This is a genomic window from Chryseobacterium sp. PCH239, assembly GCF_018924625.1.
Taxonomy (GTDB): Bacteria; Bacteroidota; Bacteroidia; order Flavobacteriales; family Weeksellaceae; genus Chryseobacterium; species Chryseobacterium cucumeris.
Map to the genome: position 1 here is coordinate 4157069 of NZ_CP073027.1, position 15873 is coordinate 4172941.

Consider the following 15873-nt stretch of genomic DNA (forward strand, 5'->3'; position numbering starts at 1 on the left):
AACAAAAAAACTACCCAAAACAGGAGTTGTTTTTTTATATGTAAACAAAGTCTTTATTATTTTTATTTCCTGAAGCTACTTATCAGGAGTTTTATTGTTGTCTCCTCAATGAAACTGATTGTCGCTATAATTCAAACTCATCTCCCATTCGTGCAATATTAAAACCTTTTTCTATGACCTGCTTACTTTGTTTGCTTTCCGAATTTAAAATTTTATTGGTATGATTAAAATGGATAAAGAAAATTCTTTTTTTATATTCAGGTGATAGGCTTTTAAACAGTTCCATACTCTCCACTACAAATGGGTGCGGGATATCTTCAATATTTCTGTAGCCTATTTCTTCCGAGTCATAGAATGTACCGTCCAGAAATGCATAATCTACTGTTTTTATCAGATCTGTAATATTGTATTTCCACTTATTCCATTTGTCTATATCCGGAATGAATAACGCCTTTTTATGAGGCCCTTTAATGATGAAACCAACCGTTTCTGAATATTCATCACGATGAGGAACCTGTATAGGAGTAACTTCCAAATGAGAGTTCACCTGTATTGGTGTTTCATTCTGCATCTCATAAGGAACAATATTCTGCAAACGGATCAGCTGAGACCACGGTCCATTGTTTTCGAAAAACTTTTTAAGCCGTGGCATGGTGTACACAGGAATATCCCTGGAATTCATAGCTTCTTTCCCCAAAAACATAAGACCTGTATAATGTCCGATATGAGCATGGGTGATAAAGATACCATCAGGTACAGTTTTCTTTGGAACGGCTGTATGTTCCATCAGGAATTGCAGCTGCTGGGTAAAATCCGGACTGGCATCGAAGATATAATTTTTCTGCAGCTCTTTATCAATAAGTCCCAGAGAAGTTATTTTCCTGTCTTGCAGAGGATGTTTCCAGAGGTCCAAACAACATTCTTTACGGCATCCGATCTGGGGTGACCCTGCGTCCTGTACATTTCCTAAAACAATAATTTTTACATTCCCAGGAGCGCTTTCTTTGTTTTGAAGACTTTGAGAATGATATAAAGATCCAGTGAATAATAGGGAGGAAAATAAAATAAAGAATTGCTTCATAATGTGTTTTTTTATGAAGCGAATATAACAAAAAAACTACCCAAAAAATGAGTAGTTTTTTTATATTGTAAACAAAGTATTGATTATTTTTTTAAATAACCGTCTACTTCGTCAGCATTCATTACTTTTTCTTCGAAAACGTAAGCTCCTGATTTAGAAGACTTAACCATTTTCACCACTTTAGTCATCTTCTTAGACTGACCGCTTTGTAGGGTTGCTACTACTTTCTTTGCCATGGTAAGTTATTATTTATAAATTACTTAATTTCTTTGTGAAGGGTAGATCTCTTAAGAACTGGATTATACTTTTTAAGTTCTAATCTCTCTGTAGTGTTCTTTTTATTTTTTGTAGAAATGTATCTAGACATTCCTGGCATACCACTTTCTTTGTGCTCTGTACATTCAAGGATTACTTGAACTCTATTTCCTTTTTTTGCCATGATTTATTAATTCTTTTTAATCAATCCGTTTCTAGTAGCTCTTTCAATAGCTTCCTCGATTCCAATCTTGTTAATCACTCTCAATCCATGAGCTGATACTTTCAGTGTAACGTGCTTATCTTGCTCCGGAAGGTAAAACTTCTTCTCTAATAAGTTAATTTCAAAACGACGCTTCGTTTTGTTATTAGCGTGAGAAACGTTGTTACCAACCATTGCACGCTTTCCTGTTATTTGGCAAATTCTTGACATATCTCGATGTTCTTATTTGTATAATATTTGAGAGTGCAAAATAACGAAGAATTTTTTAGATAGACAAATCTTTTGGAAAATATTTGCAAATAAGTGGCTGATTAATAATATTGAATTTTTAAAATAGCAGAATCCTTGGGATACAGCAGATAAAGGGTGCTGATATATTTCATACAGCCTTTTTTTTACCCTCAGAATTTAATACTCTATCTTTGTTTTTAATTAATCTAAATAAAAACAACTATGGGGAGGATTTATATTCTATGGTCTATGATACCAGCCAGTCTGATGGCTCAGAACTTTACTGAGTTACAGACCAGCATGAATAATTTTTATTATTCTGCAGCTGATATTGCGGATATAGACAACAATGGGACGCTTGATATTGTGCTCAACGGAGCAATAGATTCTGATGGGGACGGAAATGTAGACAGTACCTATAATGAAGTATATCAGAATAATGGGACAACCTTATTGCCATTTGTAGGATTGGGAGCTGATGTAACCCATCTTGGAGATATTAAGTTTATTGATTATAATAATGATGGTCTGATGGATATTATTTCTACAGGACTCAGCTATATGGATGTTGTTAATTATAAACAATACCGATTCAAAAATACCGGGACAGGATTTGTAAAAGAAGCAGAACTGCCTGGTAAAATTTATGGTTCTCTGGAAGTTTTTGATTTTAACCATGATGGGAAACCTGATTATGCCATTAATGGAACTCAATATGCTCATGGAGGAGGTTTTGGAAATAGCTTGGATTATTACAAAAACACAGGCGCCGGTTTTGATCTTACGGAAAATTGGATAGATGGAACTCAGAGTGGAAGTTTTAAAGTAGTAGACCTCAATAACGACAACCTGCTGGATCTTGTGATTATAGGATCGGATATTAATGGTGATGCGGTATCCAAAGTATATATGAACCAGGCTGGAGTTCTGACTCCTACACAGGATCTTGCGCCTGTAGCAGTGGGTAAAATAGATTTTGCAGACTTTAATGCAGATGGTTTTCAGGATATCGTGGTAATTGGAAGAGATGCCAACGATGATGCCTATTCTGCTGTTTTAATGAATGATGGTACCGGTACATTAACTCCTCAGACTATTGCTGTAAACGATATTTCAGATGTGGCACTAAGTGTTGGTGATTTGAATAACGACGGCTATTACGACTTTATTATTTCAGGGAATGAAAATTACAACGCTGTTGTGAAAACCTATATCTATGATGTTTCCAATCATACATTCAATGAAGGAACTGTAACGGGTATTACTGCGCTTGGAGGTCCGGGACTGGTGCAGCTTTTTGATTTTAATAATGATCATCATCCGGACATCTTATTGGGTGGATTCGACTGGTCTGCTTCAGATCTGCCTTCACTGACTAAAGTATTTAAAAATAATTCCACGGCAGCTAACGCAAAACCTGCAGCGCCTACTCAATTGAATCTGACTAAAAACGGAAATCGTTTCAATTTTACTTGGAGTGGCGCATCCGACGATAGAACTCCGGTGAATGCTTTGCGTTATGAAATTACCGTAGGATCTACACAGGGAGCTCATGATATTGCAAAATACATAGTGACAACATCATCATGGTTTCTGGAGCTTGATCCGGCTGTCCAGAATGTATACTGGAGTGTAAAATCAATTGATGCTGCAAAAGTATATTCTGACGCTTCTGCACAAAGTGTGTTGGGAACAGCGGAAATTAAATCTGAAAAGCAGCTTGTTATCTATCCCAACCCTACGTCAGATAAAGTATATATCAAAGGAGAAAAAGTTTCGGAAGCCGAAATGTATTCTATGGATGGAAGAAAACTGAATATCAGTATCAATGGAGATCAGTCTATTGATGTTTCTCATTTATCTAAAGGAGTCTATTTATTAAAACTGAAGATAAAAAACGAAATAACCACCAGAAAGCTTACGATTAAGTAATTGAATCAATTCTATCTTCTATCAATGAGAAAAGCCAGACGTCCAGCTGGCTTTTCTCTTTTTTATGGAACAAAATCTTTATGATCTGCAGATCTTGTGCTATTCGTGCGTAAATTTGTACAATTAGTGTTTGAGAACTAAGCTTTCTTTGTTTTCTTTTTGAACCATTCAATCAGGTAGTAGAACAATAAGAATCCTAACGCAAATATGGAAAACCTTGAAAGAAGATCTCCTGCTCTTGTATAAAATGTCATGGTATCATACAGGTTTACTTTTGCGAATAAGGCTGTCTGGTCACCATAGAAGGTGTCAGCAGTTACCTCACCTTTAGCATTGATATGTGCAGAAATTCCACTGTTGGCCGCTCGGGCAATTTCTCTTCTGGTTTCAATAGCTCTCAGTTTAGCATAAGATAAAAGCTGTTTGTGTCCTTCTGTAACGCCCCACCAGGAGTCGTTGGTCATAATACCTAAGAAATTAGCTCCTTTTTTAACATAGTCTGTCACAAATTCACCATAAATACTTTCATAACAAATGATAGGCGCTAGTTTCCCTTTGTTGTAAGGATTCGAAAAGGCAACTCTTTCTTTATCTGTTCCCAAAGAAGCTACTGTTCCTCCCAGATTCAGCATAGCATCTCCAAGCAATGGCTTTAAAACATTCATATAAGGGAATATTTCAACGCCTGGCACTAGTTTTCCTTTGTGATAAGCCTGTACTTTTTGGTTAGGTACCAGTTGAATGGCGGTATTATAACTGCTCACCCAAACTCCGCTGTTGATCTGGTATGCTTCTTTTGGTAAATCGGCTGGATTATAAAAAAAACGGTGTGAAGAAATTCCTGTTGCAAAAACAGATCCGGGGTGATTGGATAAAAATCCTTTGATATTATTGAGAAGTAAACTCTTTTCAAAAGCTGTTTCGGAAATAGATCCTCTTCCCGGTAAAGCTGTTTCCGGGGCAATATAATAATCAATTTTACCTGTTGAGTTTTTTCCAGCAAGTGCTAATAAATCCTGTTCTATGGTTAGACTGTCTTTCGAATATTTTTCAGCATAAGGATCAAGATCCGGCTGCAGCATCAGAACATTAACTTGTCCTGTTGGTTTCTCATCGAAATTATTGTATTTGATTACCGAAATAATCATAGGCAAAGCAATTAAAGCTCCAATAATAGCCGAATTTTTGATCAAATCTTTTCTCTTTCTTCCGGCTTCCCATGTTCTTACTGTGTAAAAAATAAGTACATTAATCAGTAGAATCCAGAAACTTCCTCCGGTTGCTCCTAGGGTATCATACCACTGGATCAGTTTTGGATAATCTGAAAATACATTCCCAAGGTTTAGCCAGGGCCACGTAAGTTCCCATCCCAGATGAAATTTTTCAAAACTCATCCAGATAGCGATTAAAAATCCTAATCCCCAATATGTTCCCTGAGCATTTTTGTACCAGTGATAACATTGGAATACTAAAGAATATAAAAGAGAATTGACCAGTACCGGAAATAAAACAGCCATCAGAGAGTGGCTTCCGTCAGGGTTTTTGGAACCATACAGCCATCCTGTGGTTACTACATTCCAGATGATAAAACACAGGTAAGACAATCCAAAGACCATCCAGCTTTTCCTTTTATAATCTGAAAATTTCGAAATTCCATGCTCCATCATCAGAAGAGGAACAAGAGCAAAAAATATAAAAAACGGAACCCCATAAGTTGGCCATGAAACCGACAGCAGCATTGCTGAAATAAGTGTAAGCAGAACGTATTTCATTAAATTATTTTAATACACAAATTTAATATTTTTGAAATGAATATATTAGCAGTTCGATGTTAAAGAAAATTTATAAAATCATTATTGTTCCGTACACTCTGTTTTTGCTCTATTTGATGTTTTTAGGAATGGGCAGATTTCAATATGAGGAAAATCTCATTACGGTAGAACCTTTTTTTTCTACCATAAAATTTATTCAGGGGCCTAATAAGACGATAGATATTGTGAGGATTGTTTTAGGGAATATCATAATGTTTATTCCTTTTGGATTTTTGGGTTGGATCATTCCTGAACTGAAAAAACTGAAGCCGTTATTATTTGGTTTTATCTCATGCATCGTTATTGTAGAAGCTCTTCAGTATTTTACCAGGATGGGAATATTTGAAGTAGACGATATCATCCTGAATACTTTTGGGGTGTATCTGGGATTGAAGATTTGCGGATTGATTGAAAAAAAAATTAATTATTAAGTTCCTTTGCACGCTTTTCGGCGTTCAGAATTCCCTGCTTCAGAATTTCTTTAAAACTGTTTTCTTCAAATGTTTTTAAAGCAGCTTCAGTAGTTCCGCCTTTAGATGCAACATCTTTGATCAGCTCTTCAAGATTCTTTTCTGAATTATTGATCAGATGATAAGCCCCAAGCATGGTCTGTTTTACAAAAAGCTTGGAAAGATTTTCTTCAATTCCCATTTCAATACCTGCTTTAATCATAGCATCGATGATATAATAGAAATATGCAGGACCACTTCCTGAAAGGGCGGTGACACCATCCAGAAGTTCTTCGTTCTCCAGATAAACCGATCTTCCTGTGCTGTTCAATAATCTTTCAATATTGATTAACTGGCTGAAAGAAATTCCATTAGCTGCAGTATAACCTGTGATTCCCATTCCCAGAAGGGTAGGAGAGTTTGGCATGGCTCTTACAACAAGCGGATGATTCAGTAATTTCTGGATTTTTTCAATATTGATTCCCGCCATGATCGATAAAATCATCTGGTTTTCTTTAAATGTAAATTGAATATTTTGGGCAACGGTTTGAAAATCCTGAGGTTTTACAGCAATAATAATAAGATCAGCATCAATTTCTTTTACTTCTTGAAAAGTGGAAATTTTAGATTTGGGAAATTCCTCAGCTATTTTGGTGATTTTTTCCTGACTCCTGATAATAAGATGCAGATGCTCAGGTTTGATCAGTTCGTATTTCAGGAATGATTTTGAAAAAGAAAGTCCCATATTTCCGGCTCCAAGAATAGCTATTTTCATCGCAAATTGTAATTTTTAAGCTAAAATAATGATTTTCCGGAGACTGGATATGAATTGATTCTGAATTAATTTTTGTTACGCAAGGGCAAAGGTGCAAGATTTGAATAATATGCTGTTTTAAGGCGTAAGAAAATCGAAGATTTTCAGCAAGAGTGAAATAAAATTAATATCATAAAGATCTGTGCTACCTGAGAAATCCGTGCGAGAAATATATTTCATAAAATAAGACTTCAAAATATTGGACACTTATAGATAATTAAGAAATAAAAAAAGACTGAATTCATATGAATCAGCCTTTGTGTATTTTTAGATTAAATAATATTCACTTCCCTTTCTAATTCTATTCCGAATTTTTCTTTTACAGAATTAATAATCTCAGTGGAAAAATCAAATATTTCTTTTCCGGTAGCATTTCCTGTAGCATTGATGATGACCAGAGACTGCAGTTTGTGTGAAGCTACATTTCCGATCTGCTTCCCTTTCCATCCACATTGCTCAATCAGCCATCCGGCAGGAACTTTTACCATCTCTCCATTCGGGTAACCCTGAATATTTTCAAACTGTTGTTTTAATGCTTCAAACTGAGCCAAAGGAATAGTAGGATTCTTGAAAAAACTTCCGGCATTTCCGATTTCTTTAGGATTTGGTAATTTGCTTTGTCGGATATTGATCACTGCCCTGGAAACATCCTGAATTGTAGGATTTTCAATGCCAAGATTTTCCAGTTCAGATTTGATAGCTCCATATTCTGTCTTGATAAGGTGATCTTTTTGAGTCAGTTTAAAAGTAACTTCCAGAATAACATATCTGCCTTTTCCTTCCTGTTTGAAAATAGAATCTCTGTATCCGAATCTGCATTGGTCAAGAGTGAAAGTTTTCAGTTCAAGATTTTCTAAATCCAATACCTTACAGCTTATAAAAATATCTTTGATTTCTGTTCCATAAGCTCCGATATTCTGCATGGGAGAAGTTCCTACATTTCCGGGAATTAAAGAAAGATTTTCAAGGCCTCCATAATTTTTTTGCAGGCAGAACATTACAAATTCGTGCCAGTTTTCCCCTGCTTTTGCGGTTACCCATACTTCATTTTCATTGATATGCTCTTCAGAAATTCCTCTTAAATTAAGTTGAATGGCAAGACCGTCAAAATCTTTGGTAAGAAGAATGTTACTTCCACCTCCTAAAAAAAGAAGCTGAAGAGATTGGGTTTCTGCAAAATTAAGTGCCTCTTTTAACTTATCAATGGTATTGACTTCAGTAAAAAATCGAGACTTGGCTTCAACACCGAATGTGTTATAAGATTTTAATGAAAAGTTTTCTTGCATGTTTTATTGGTATTCTTTAGGAAGAATCTTGTCTAGTTGTTCTTTAACTTGCTGTAGCTGCTTGTAATGTATAGTGTCTGCATAAGCATTCACATAGATATGTGATTTTTTGGGAGTCCGAATCTGGAAGGTTTCATCTATTCCGTCTACGGACTGTTGACTGTGAGAACTTTTTATATGGTCAAGATCTACAATGTTAATAGATGATGTAAGCTTTTTCCACGTTTCGGAATTGATGGCAGATGCCCACGCTTTATGGGTTTGATTGGCTGTCATTCCTTTTTCTGCAAAAACAGAATCTTTTGTGGCTTTGATAATCCTGTAGTTTCCGAGGTTTCCTTCAACATCAGATACACTGATGAAAGTAATTTCGTGTGGATTTTTAGGGGAAACAGGCTGTTCTGTCTTTTTGGAGTCACAGGAAAAAAATGCCGACAGCAAAAGGATCGAAAACAGGATTTTCAGATGGAGTTTTTTTGTTGTCGGCATAGGGTCTATTTTACAGACTGAATTCTTCTCTGTACTTCTTTAAAGCTTCTTTAAGAATTTCAGCACTTCTTTTTAAATCTTCTTCTTTCAGAACGTAAGCAATTCTTACCTGTTTTTTACCTAATTCAGGATTGCTATAGAATCCTCCTGCAGGCGCCACCATGATGGTTTCGTTATTCAGAGAATATTTTTCAAGTAACCACTGAGCAAATTTTTCAGTATCGTCTACCGGAAGTTCGGCAACACAGTAGAATGCTCCTCTTGGTTTAGGGCAAATTACCCCAGGAATAGCATTTAAAAGATCTACCAATACATTTCTTCTGTGGGTATATTCTTCTCTTACGGCTCTGATGTAAGGTCCATCATTCTGGTGTGCTGCTGTTGCTGCAATCTGTCCTAAAAGAACCGGGCTTAATCTTGCCTGTGCAAAAAGCATGGCAGCATTGCGGATCTTGTTGGAACGTGTTAACATACATCCGATTCTTACACCACACATAGAGTATCGCTTGGATTCTGAATCAATGATGATACAGTTTTCAGCTAATTCCGGGAAATCAAGCATTGAAATCTGTTGCTTCCCATCATAAACGTATTCTCTGTAAACTTCATCAGAAATGATTACGATGTCATATTTTAAAGCAATTTCTGCCAGTTTCTGAAGTTCCTCACGGGTATAAAGATATCCGGTAGGGTTTCCAGGGTTACAGATAATGATTGCTCTTGTTTTCTCTGTAATTTTTTTCTCGAATTCCTCAACAGGTGGCAAAGCAAAACCAGTGTCAATTGTAGAAGGAACTGCTACTACATTCACATCAAATGTGCTGGTGAATCCATTGTAGTTGGCATAATAAGGTTCAGGAATAATCACTTCATCCCCCTCATCACATAAAGTAGAGATGGCAAAGTTTAGTGCTTCAGAACCTCCGTTGGTAACAATAAAATTATCTGGAGTAAGATCTGAGAATCCTAATGAATGGTAGTATTCTGTAAGGGCTTTTCTGTATTCAATATTCCCTTCAGAAAGCGCGTATTCCAATACTTTTAAATCGATGTTTTTTAAAGCATTTAAAGCTGTTTCCGGAGTTTCAATATCAGGCTGCCCGATATTAAGGTGATATACTTTTATTCCTTTTTGTTTTGCTTGTAACGCAAAGGGAACCAGTTTTCTTACCGGCGATGGTGGCATATGCAGTGCTCTGTTTGAAATATTCGGCATTGTTCAAAAAATTTGTATGACAAAAATAGGATTTAATTTCTCAATAATAAAATTAAGAATCAACAAGAAGGTGTTTCATTAAGCCTTACGTTGTCTTTAAAATTTACTGATTTAAATAGTTTTTAATATTAATTTGTCATACATTTTAAATAAAGTTTAGGATTTTGTTAAAAATAATATTTTTGTATTGTTATTTTTCCTAAATTTCGCCACAAATGTGATTAAAATGGTAATAAATTTATTTTCTAGAGTGGTACCTGCTATCGCTCTGTTTTCTGCCAGTGTATTCATGGCTCAGAATTATCAAACTATGCCGGTCTCTTCAGGCTTTACAGCCGATGTGATTGCCAACGGGATAGGTTCTTCAACAATTAGTACAAATAATGATGTAGACGGAGTTTCTTATGCTTTTGTAGCTAAAGATTTTCAGCTTACATCATCAAGTAATGCCATTACGTATGGGATTCCTGTTGACGGAATTATTAATTCTGTAGTGGCAACCACTCCCGGATTGAGTTTTCAGTTAGCAAATTTGAATACGAATAATTCTTTAAGACTGGCTGCAACCAATGATAACGGAACTTTGGCATTTACAACACCAAAGGCAGCAACCAAGCTGTATATGCTTGCTGTAAGTGGAAGTGGTACTTCTACGGTAAGTGTGGTGGTAAATTTTACAGATGGCAGCTCGCAGACGTTTTCAGGTATCAGTCTTGCTGACTGGTATAATGGACCTAATTTTGCGATCCAGGGGATAGGAAGAATTAAAAAGCCGGGAGCTACTCCTGGAGCTGGTGATGATGTTCCTTCTCCTGAAGGCGGAACTAATCCAAGATTATATCAGGCTGAACTGGCAATAGATGCAGCCAATCAGGCAAAACTAGTACAAAGTGTAACAGTAACCAAAGTAAGTGGTTCTGGTATACCAAATATTTTTGCTTTTTCAGCAGATGCTTATTCGGATTGTATGCCTCCTGTATTGCAGGCGGTTTCAGGGATCACAGCTAATTCTGCTTTAGTGTCATGGACAGGTAGTGCTGCCAGTTATGATGTATACCACAGTACTTCAAACACAACACCGGCGAGCTCAGTAGCACCTACTTATCCGGGAGTAACAGGTACCAGCACAACAATAGGAGGTCTTAACTCCAATACAACTTATTATTATTGGGTCAGATCAAATTGTAACACGGCGACAGGCCAAAGTGTATGGTCTTTTGCAGGCACATTTAAGACAGCTTGTTCTACTTTCACTGTTCCATATACAGAAAACTTTGATACCACAAGTACAGGTTCCAGCTCAAATACGAATGCACCAAGCTGCTGGGCATATTTAGAAAGTGCGTCATTTGCAGGATATGGTTATGTAACCACAACGAATAATTACTCAGCACCTAATGCTTATTATATGAATAATTCAAGTGGGACAACAGGTAGCCAAATGTTGGTTGCGCCTCCTACTATAAATCTTTCAGATGGTACGAAGAGGGTAAGATTTTATGCAAAAGCCGGAGGAAGTAATTATACATTATTAGTGGGAACATTATCAAACCCTGCAGATCCTGCTTCTTTCACACAAATTGGTTCTCCTATTGCTTTAACAACTACCCACACCCAATATACCGTTAATATTCCAGTGGGTACTGATTTACAGTTAGCATTTAAACATGGTTTAGGAGGTTCTTCACGTTCTATTTATATTGATAATATTACCGTTCAGAATATTCCTTCCTGCCTTGAACCAACGGCACTTATGTCATCAAACGTAACAATGAACTCGGCAACAATCGGTTGGACGGCACCAGCTTCAGTTCCTGCAAACGGATACGAAGTATATTACAGTACAACCAATACAGCACCTGATGCTACAACGGTATTGAACTCTACCAATTCCGTAACTTCTACCACTATTTCTGCACCATTAAGTTCATTATCTACGGATACGAATTACTATGCCTGGGTAAGATCTGTATGTAGTGCTAGTGATAAAAGTATCTGGAGTGAAGCGACTGCATTCAGAACGGGATATTGTCTGCCTTCATCCAGTTCTCAGAATTCCTGGCTTTCTGAATTCAGTTCGACAGGAGGCCTTGTAGATATGGCTTATTCATCTGGATCAAGTGTTGCAGGTGGGTATCAAAACTTAACAACAAGTAGTAACAAAATAATCAATGCTCCGGGATCCAGTACTTCAGTATCTTTCACTGCCGGTGGTCCTACATGTGGAATCGGGGTTTGGATAGACTGGAATAATAATTTAACTTTTGAAGCTTCAGAAAGAATGTTTGTTACTAACACTTATATTACAAATGCTTCGGGATCTATCACTGTGCCTGCAGGAACACCTCTGGGAACTTATAGAATGAGAGTGGTGACTGATTATAATAGTACAGCCCCTTCAAACCCTTGTTCTGCTATTTCAAGAGGAGAATTTATTGATTTTACATTTGAAGTAGCTACTTCTTTATCAACTTCAGAAACGCAATTGAAGAAAAAAGAAGTGAGTGTATATCCTAATCCTTTCAAAGATGTTCTGCATATTGCGGATATCAAAGATGTTAAATCTGTAACTGTTACAGATGTAGCGGGAAGAGTAGTGAAAACTATTGACAATCCTACCACAGAACTTCAGTTGGGTGAATTGAATGCCGGTTTATACTTAGTGACGATGAACTTTAAGGATGGTTCAAAATCAACAGTAAAAGCCATTAAAAAATAAAATTTTTTGAGTTAATAATTTCTGTAGACGGCTGCATTCGTGCAGCTGTCTTTTTTGTGATCGGTTTATTAATAACTGGACAAAATATTATCAGAAAATGTCCATAAAATTATTATACATTTGCACCGAAAACTATAATATCCATGAATAAATTTAAACTACTTTTTTTAATACCATTATTTTATTCCGAATTTTCCCAGGCTCAGCGAATTGATAAAGAAATAATCAGTTTCCAGCTTTTAAAAGAGCCGGTTTTTCCTACGGAACTTTCCAACAGAAATTATACGATTACGGTAAAGTCTCCCTATAACATTACAAAAGATGATGTCATAAGAATTTCAAAAGAAGACCACCAGAAAAAGGTAGATAATTATCAGACGAATGTTGAAAATGCCAAGTATGAGCATCAGGAAAGATTAAAGGACTATGATGCTGAGGTGAAAAAACTTCAGGAAAAATACAAACTTGAATCTGCAGAATACAGCAAATTGTCAGCGGTTGAAAAAATTGCCGCAACCAATGGTGCTCCTACGCTTAGACTTCCTTCAAGACCTGTCCTTAATATTCCTCCAATGCCGGTTTACCAGCAGCCCGACCTGAGAGATGCTTTAATTGTGGATAACAAAATTCTGGCTTCTCAAATCGATGTGATTGGTTTTTCAAAAGGTGGAAATTATCTTGACATTGTGATTGAGATGGAAAGAACAAACTTTCAGGACAATCAGGGAAAAACCTTTGCCAATCAGCCTACAAAAATCACGGCGAAGCAGGACGGTGCCATAAAACTGGATAAAACCTACTTCTCAGATTTTGCTGAAATAGCAAGTGTTCCAACTAATGAAATTAATCTGAATGCCCAGGAAAAAAGATTTCTGCAAAGAACAATTGACCGTACAAGAAATATTATCAATGAAAACTTCGGCTATCAGACCATTAATTCTACAGTCACATTAGCAACTGTAAAAAATAAAGGAGAGTATGATGATCTGGAAAAAGCATATATCTATGTGACGACCAATCTGAAGAAACTTCAGGCAAAATCTGATTATGCACCGAACAAAATTGCCATGGAGAACATGCAGAAAGGAATTGATCTTTGGAAAACAGCTTTAACAAAAGTAAATTATAATGATAAGAAAGCAGTTTACAATCAGAAGATCGGAGAATACCTTTATTTTAACCTGATCAGATTGAATATTGCGTTAGGTAATTACCAGGAAGCAGAGAAATATTTAAATGAGTTACAGGAACATTTAGTAGATATTAAACTGTCCTACGATGCTAATCTTGAACTGAAAAGACTGGAAGAAAAAATTTATAATAACTAAAGAAAACGATATGATTAAACAGGTTATTGCTTCGGCATTAATTACCGCTTCTGTGTACTCTTATGCACAGACGAAAGTAACGGAAGGAACAAAATTCACTGTGGATGCCAATCTTGAAACGGATGATAAACTGGTGCTGGCAGATGATTACAATTCTTATATGTTCAGCGCTATCAATATTGACGGTCTGATGAGAAATGTTTTTCCTCATAAGAAATTACTGATGAGAAAACTGGATCAGAACGGAAGTCTTGTGGATACTTATGTGAAAGATTATGCCAACAAAACGAATGGTGTTCTTCACAATTATCTGGGGTCACAACAGATTGATGATGATAAATTTATAGCATTTACGGAAGAGTATTTCGGAAAAGAAAACAGAAAAGAAGTTTTCCAGCATGTTTTCAGCAGAAAGGAAGGTACTTTTACAACAAAGAGTATTGCAAAATACAGTATTGAATCTACCAATAAATCAGGAACTACTTATGTCCTTTTCTCAGAAAACGGGAAATATGCAGCCATCTTCAACGACAGATTTGCCAACAAAAAAACGGAAAATGTAAATGACGTTCTGGTATTGGATCTGAGAACACTTACTCCGGTATGGAACAAAGAAATTATATTAAGCAGTGACTATGTTGAAAAGTCTCTGACATTAACGAACTCAGCGAAAATCGTTGTATTGCGTAAAGCAGCAGGCTGGAAGGAATCTTACAAGCTGGAACTGGTTTCCAATACGGAAGATAAAGACCTTCCGTTCGATGATAAATATATTCCTGAAAAATTATATGCATTCAGTAAAAATGATAATGATTACCTGGTAACTTTTGGAAGAAAAAATGCAGCGGTTACTATAGGTTCAAGTACTTTCGGAACGGTAATGTTTTATGATATGAAATCCGGAAAAGCAGTTATCAGCAATACCAATCTGGCAGGAAGTAAAGACATGAGTGATGTGAAAGTCATCAAAACGATTGTAAAAGGAGATGAAACTTTAATGGCTGTTCAGCAGGAGACGGTAACAAGACCGATGCCTACAGCAATGAACCGTTTCCCGGATCCTGTATATTCTCTGGATGCGGGAATGCTGATCAAGTTTAATAAAGAAGGTGAGGTAAAACAATTTGTAGCGGCAGGCACTTCTACCGGAAAAAGAATTCATGTGGTGGAAGCAGGAGACAAACTTTATATTTCCGCTTTCTATCCTAAAGGAGCATTTGGTAATACAGGATTTTCTATGAAAGTTTTTGATTTCGCCAATCTGAAACCTCAGGAAGTAAACCTTGATTATAAAGGCAGAAACTTCTTCCAGAATTATGGTTTTGCAGATGGAAATATGATTCAGTATGTTCCGAATGTTAACAAAATGATGTTCCTTCAAAAGAGCAGCAAGGAGGTTCAGATGTTCAGTGTTTACAATTTTATAAAATAATCGTATTTTAGAAAAAATTATCACATGCAGATTCAATCGGTTTCTATAGAAGATTATATCTCAAAAATTCCTGAAGAGAGACAGGAAGCTTTTAAAAAACTTTTTGATACGGTGAACGATAACCTTCCGAAAGGTTTTGAAGACGCTGCCAATTATGGGATGATAGGCTGGGTAGTTCCTTTAGCAAAATATCCTGCCGGATATCACTGTGCACCCGGGACCCCGCTGCCTTTTATCAATATTGCTTCCCAGAAGAATTTTATAGCATTGTATCATATGGGACTGTATTCAACACCGGAACTCCTCGACTGGTTTGTGACAGAATATCCTAAACACTCCAAAAAGAAACTGGATATGGGAAAATCCTGTGTACGTTTCAAAAAAGCAGAAGATATTCCTTTTGAACTGATCGCTGAACTCAGTAAAAAAATGACCGCAGACGACTGGATTAAAATTTATGAATCGCAGTATAAGAGATAAAAAAAGCCCTGAAATCAAACAGATTTCAGGGCTTTTTTATGTTGGAAGATGGAAGCTGGAAGTAATATTTTTTTTAAACTACTGATTGTCATTTCTTTATAAATATTCCAAGTATTAATAAGTTACT

General features: G+C 36.3%; 15 protein-coding genes. 6 read left to right on the top strand and 9 right to left on the bottom strand.

The window, feature by feature from the left end; translation table 11 throughout:
- Window positions 1-124 precede the first annotated feature (124 nt).
- The 4 genes from KBP46_RS19145 to rpmB all read right to left on the bottom strand — a co-directional run bounded on the left by KBP46_RS19145 (window position 125) and on the right by rpmB (window position 1769).
- Window positions 125-1081, bottom strand: a complete 957-nt coding sequence (locus KBP46_RS19145) for an MBL fold metallo-hydrolase (RefSeq protein WP_216443922.1) — start codon at window positions 1079-1081, stop codon at window positions 125-127.
- Window positions 1082-1164: 83 nt separating this feature from the next.
- Window positions 1165-1317 carry a DUF4295 domain-containing protein gene (locus KBP46_RS19150; protein ID WP_002976755.1) on the bottom strand — a complete coding sequence of 51 codons (153 nt, stop codon included), beginning with the start codon at window positions 1315-1317 and terminating at the stop codon, window positions 1165-1167.
- Between the two features lie 20 nt (window positions 1318-1337).
- The gene (gene rpmG / locus KBP46_RS19155) at window positions 1338-1520 is read right to left on the bottom strand and encodes a 50S ribosomal protein L33 (RefSeq protein WP_027373683.1); all 183 of its coding nucleotides are present in this window, start codon (window positions 1518-1520) and stop codon (window positions 1338-1340) included.
- A gap of 6 nt (window positions 1521-1526) precedes the next feature.
- The gene (gene rpmB / locus KBP46_RS19160; protein WP_002976757.1) at window positions 1527-1769 is read right to left on the bottom strand and encodes a 50S ribosomal protein L28; all 243 of its coding nucleotides are present in this window, start codon (window positions 1767-1769) and stop codon (window positions 1527-1529) included.
- A 270-nt stretch (window positions 1770-2039) separates the two neighbouring features.
- Between rpmB and KBP46_RS19165 the strand changes: the two genes are divergently transcribed.
- Complete coding sequence (locus KBP46_RS19165; RefSeq protein ID WP_216443923.1) at window positions 2040-3722, top strand: T9SS type A sorting domain-containing protein; 1683 nt, start codon at window positions 2040-2042, stop codon at window positions 3720-3722.
- Window positions 3723-3859: 137 nt separating this feature from the next.
- Here the strand turns inward: KBP46_RS19165 and lnt are convergent, their stop codons facing one another.
- Window positions 3860-5494, bottom strand: a complete 1635-nt coding sequence (gene lnt / locus KBP46_RS19170; protein ID WP_123279207.1) for an apolipoprotein N-acyltransferase — start codon at window positions 5492-5494, stop codon at window positions 3860-3862.
- Window positions 5495-5550: 56 nt separating this feature from the next.
- Between lnt and KBP46_RS19175 the strand changes: the two genes are divergently transcribed.
- A complete protein-coding gene (locus KBP46_RS19175; protein ID WP_120232163.1) occupies window positions 5551-5964 on the top strand; it encodes a VanZ family protein in 414 nt (137 codons plus the stop codon).
- Here KBP46_RS19175 and proC read toward each other — a convergent pair.
- The 4 genes from proC to KBP46_RS19195 form a co-directional block, all read right to left on the bottom strand.
- Window positions 5954-6757 carry a pyrroline-5-carboxylate reductase gene (gene proC, locus KBP46_RS19180; protein WP_120232162.1) on the bottom strand — a complete coding sequence of 268 codons (804 nt, stop codon included), beginning with the start codon at window positions 6755-6757 and terminating at the stop codon, window positions 5954-5956. The two genes, KBP46_RS19175 and proC, sit on opposite strands and share 11 nt — an antisense overlap.
- Before the next feature lie 311 nt (window positions 6758-7068).
- A complete protein-coding gene (gene murB / locus KBP46_RS19185) occupies window positions 7069-8082 on the bottom strand; it encodes a UDP-N-acetylmuramate dehydrogenase (protein WP_062676194.1) in 1014 nt (337 codons plus the stop codon).
- A gap of 3 nt (window positions 8083-8085) precedes the next feature.
- Complete coding sequence (locus tag KBP46_RS19190; RefSeq protein WP_062676193.1) at window positions 8086-8571, bottom strand: hypothetical protein; 486 nt, start codon at window positions 8569-8571, stop codon at window positions 8086-8088.
- A gap of 10 nt (window positions 8572-8581) precedes the next feature.
- Complete coding sequence (locus KBP46_RS19195) at window positions 8582-9787, bottom strand: pyridoxal phosphate-dependent aminotransferase (protein WP_062676192.1); 1206 nt, start codon at window positions 9785-9787, stop codon at window positions 8582-8584.
- Window positions 9788-10013: 226 nt separating this feature from the next.
- Between KBP46_RS19195 and KBP46_RS19200 the strand changes: the two genes are divergently transcribed.
- The 4 genes from KBP46_RS19200 to KBP46_RS19215 all read left to right on the top strand — a co-directional run bounded on the left by KBP46_RS19200 (window position 10014) and on the right by KBP46_RS19215 (window position 15746).
- The gene (locus KBP46_RS19200; protein WP_216443924.1) at window positions 10014-12506 is read left to right on the top strand and encodes a GEVED domain-containing protein; all 2493 of its coding nucleotides are present in this window, start codon (window positions 10014-10016) and stop codon (window positions 12504-12506) included.
- A gap of 143 nt (window positions 12507-12649) precedes the next feature.
- On the top strand, window positions 12650-13834 hold the full coding sequence (locus KBP46_RS19205; RefSeq protein ID WP_062676190.1) for a hypothetical protein: 1185 nt from the start codon (window positions 12650-12652) through the stop codon (window positions 13832-13834).
- Window positions 13835-13844: 10 nt separating this feature from the next.
- Window positions 13845-15266, top strand: coding sequence for a hypothetical protein (locus KBP46_RS19210; protein WP_216443925.1), 1422 nt, complete (start codon window positions 13845-13847; stop codon window positions 15264-15266).
- A 24-nt stretch (window positions 15267-15290) separates the two neighbouring features.
- Complete coding sequence (locus KBP46_RS19215) at window positions 15291-15746, top strand: DUF1801 domain-containing protein (protein WP_062676188.1); 456 nt, start codon at window positions 15291-15293, stop codon at window positions 15744-15746.
- Window positions 15747-15873: the final 127 nt, after the last annotated feature.

Coding starts and splice junctions, on each gene's coding strand:
- KBP46_RS19195 (WP_062676192.1), bottom strand. CDS start 9,787: ATGCCGAATATTTCAAACAGAGCACTGCATATGCCACCATCGCCGGTA.
- rpmB (WP_002976757.1), bottom strand. CDS start 1,769: ATGTCAAGAATTTGCCAAATAACAGGAAAGCGTGCAATGGTTGGTAAC.
- KBP46_RS19215 (WP_062676188.1), top strand. CDS start 15,291: ATGCAGATTCAATCGGTTTCTATAGAAGATTATATCTCAAAAATTCCT.
- murB (WP_062676194.1), bottom strand. CDS start 8,082: ATGCAAGAAAACTTTTCATTAAAATCTTATAACACATTCGGTGTTGAA.
- KBP46_RS19175 (WP_120232163.1), top strand. CDS start 5,551: ATGTTAAAGAAAATTTATAAAATCATTATTGTTCCGTACACTCTGTTT.
- proC (WP_120232162.1), bottom strand. CDS start 6,757: ATGAAAATAGCTATTCTTGGAGCCGGAAATATGGGACTTTCTTTTTCA.
- KBP46_RS19200 (WP_216443924.1), top strand. CDS start 10,014: ATGGTAATAAATTTATTTTCTAGAGTGGTACCTGCTATCGCTCTGTTT.
- KBP46_RS19165 (WP_216443923.1), top strand. CDS start 2,040: ATGATACCAGCCAGTCTGATGGCTCAGAACTTTACTGAGTTACAGACC.
- KBP46_RS19190 (WP_062676193.1), bottom strand. CDS start 8,571: ATGCCGACAACAAAAAAACTCCATCTGAAAATCCTGTTTTCGATCCTT.
- KBP46_RS19205 (WP_062676190.1), top strand. CDS start 12,650: ATGAATAAATTTAAACTACTTTTTTTAATACCATTATTTTATTCCGAA.
- KBP46_RS19150 (WP_002976755.1), bottom strand. CDS start 1,317: ATGGCAAAGAAAGTAGTAGCAACCCTACAAAGCGGTCAGTCTAAGAAG.
- rpmG (WP_027373683.1), bottom strand. CDS start 1,520: ATGGCAAAAAAAGGAAATAGAGTTCAAGTAATCCTTGAATGTACAGAG.
- lnt (WP_123279207.1), bottom strand. CDS start 5,494: ATGAAATACGTTCTGCTTACACTTATTTCAGCAATGCTGCTGTCGGTT.
- KBP46_RS19145 (WP_216443922.1), bottom strand. CDS start 1,081: ATGAAGCAATTCTTTATTTTATTTTCCTCCCTATTATTCACTGGATCT.
- KBP46_RS19210 (WP_216443925.1), top strand. CDS start 13,845: ATGATTAAACAGGTTATTGCTTCGGCATTAATTACCGCTTCTGTGTAC.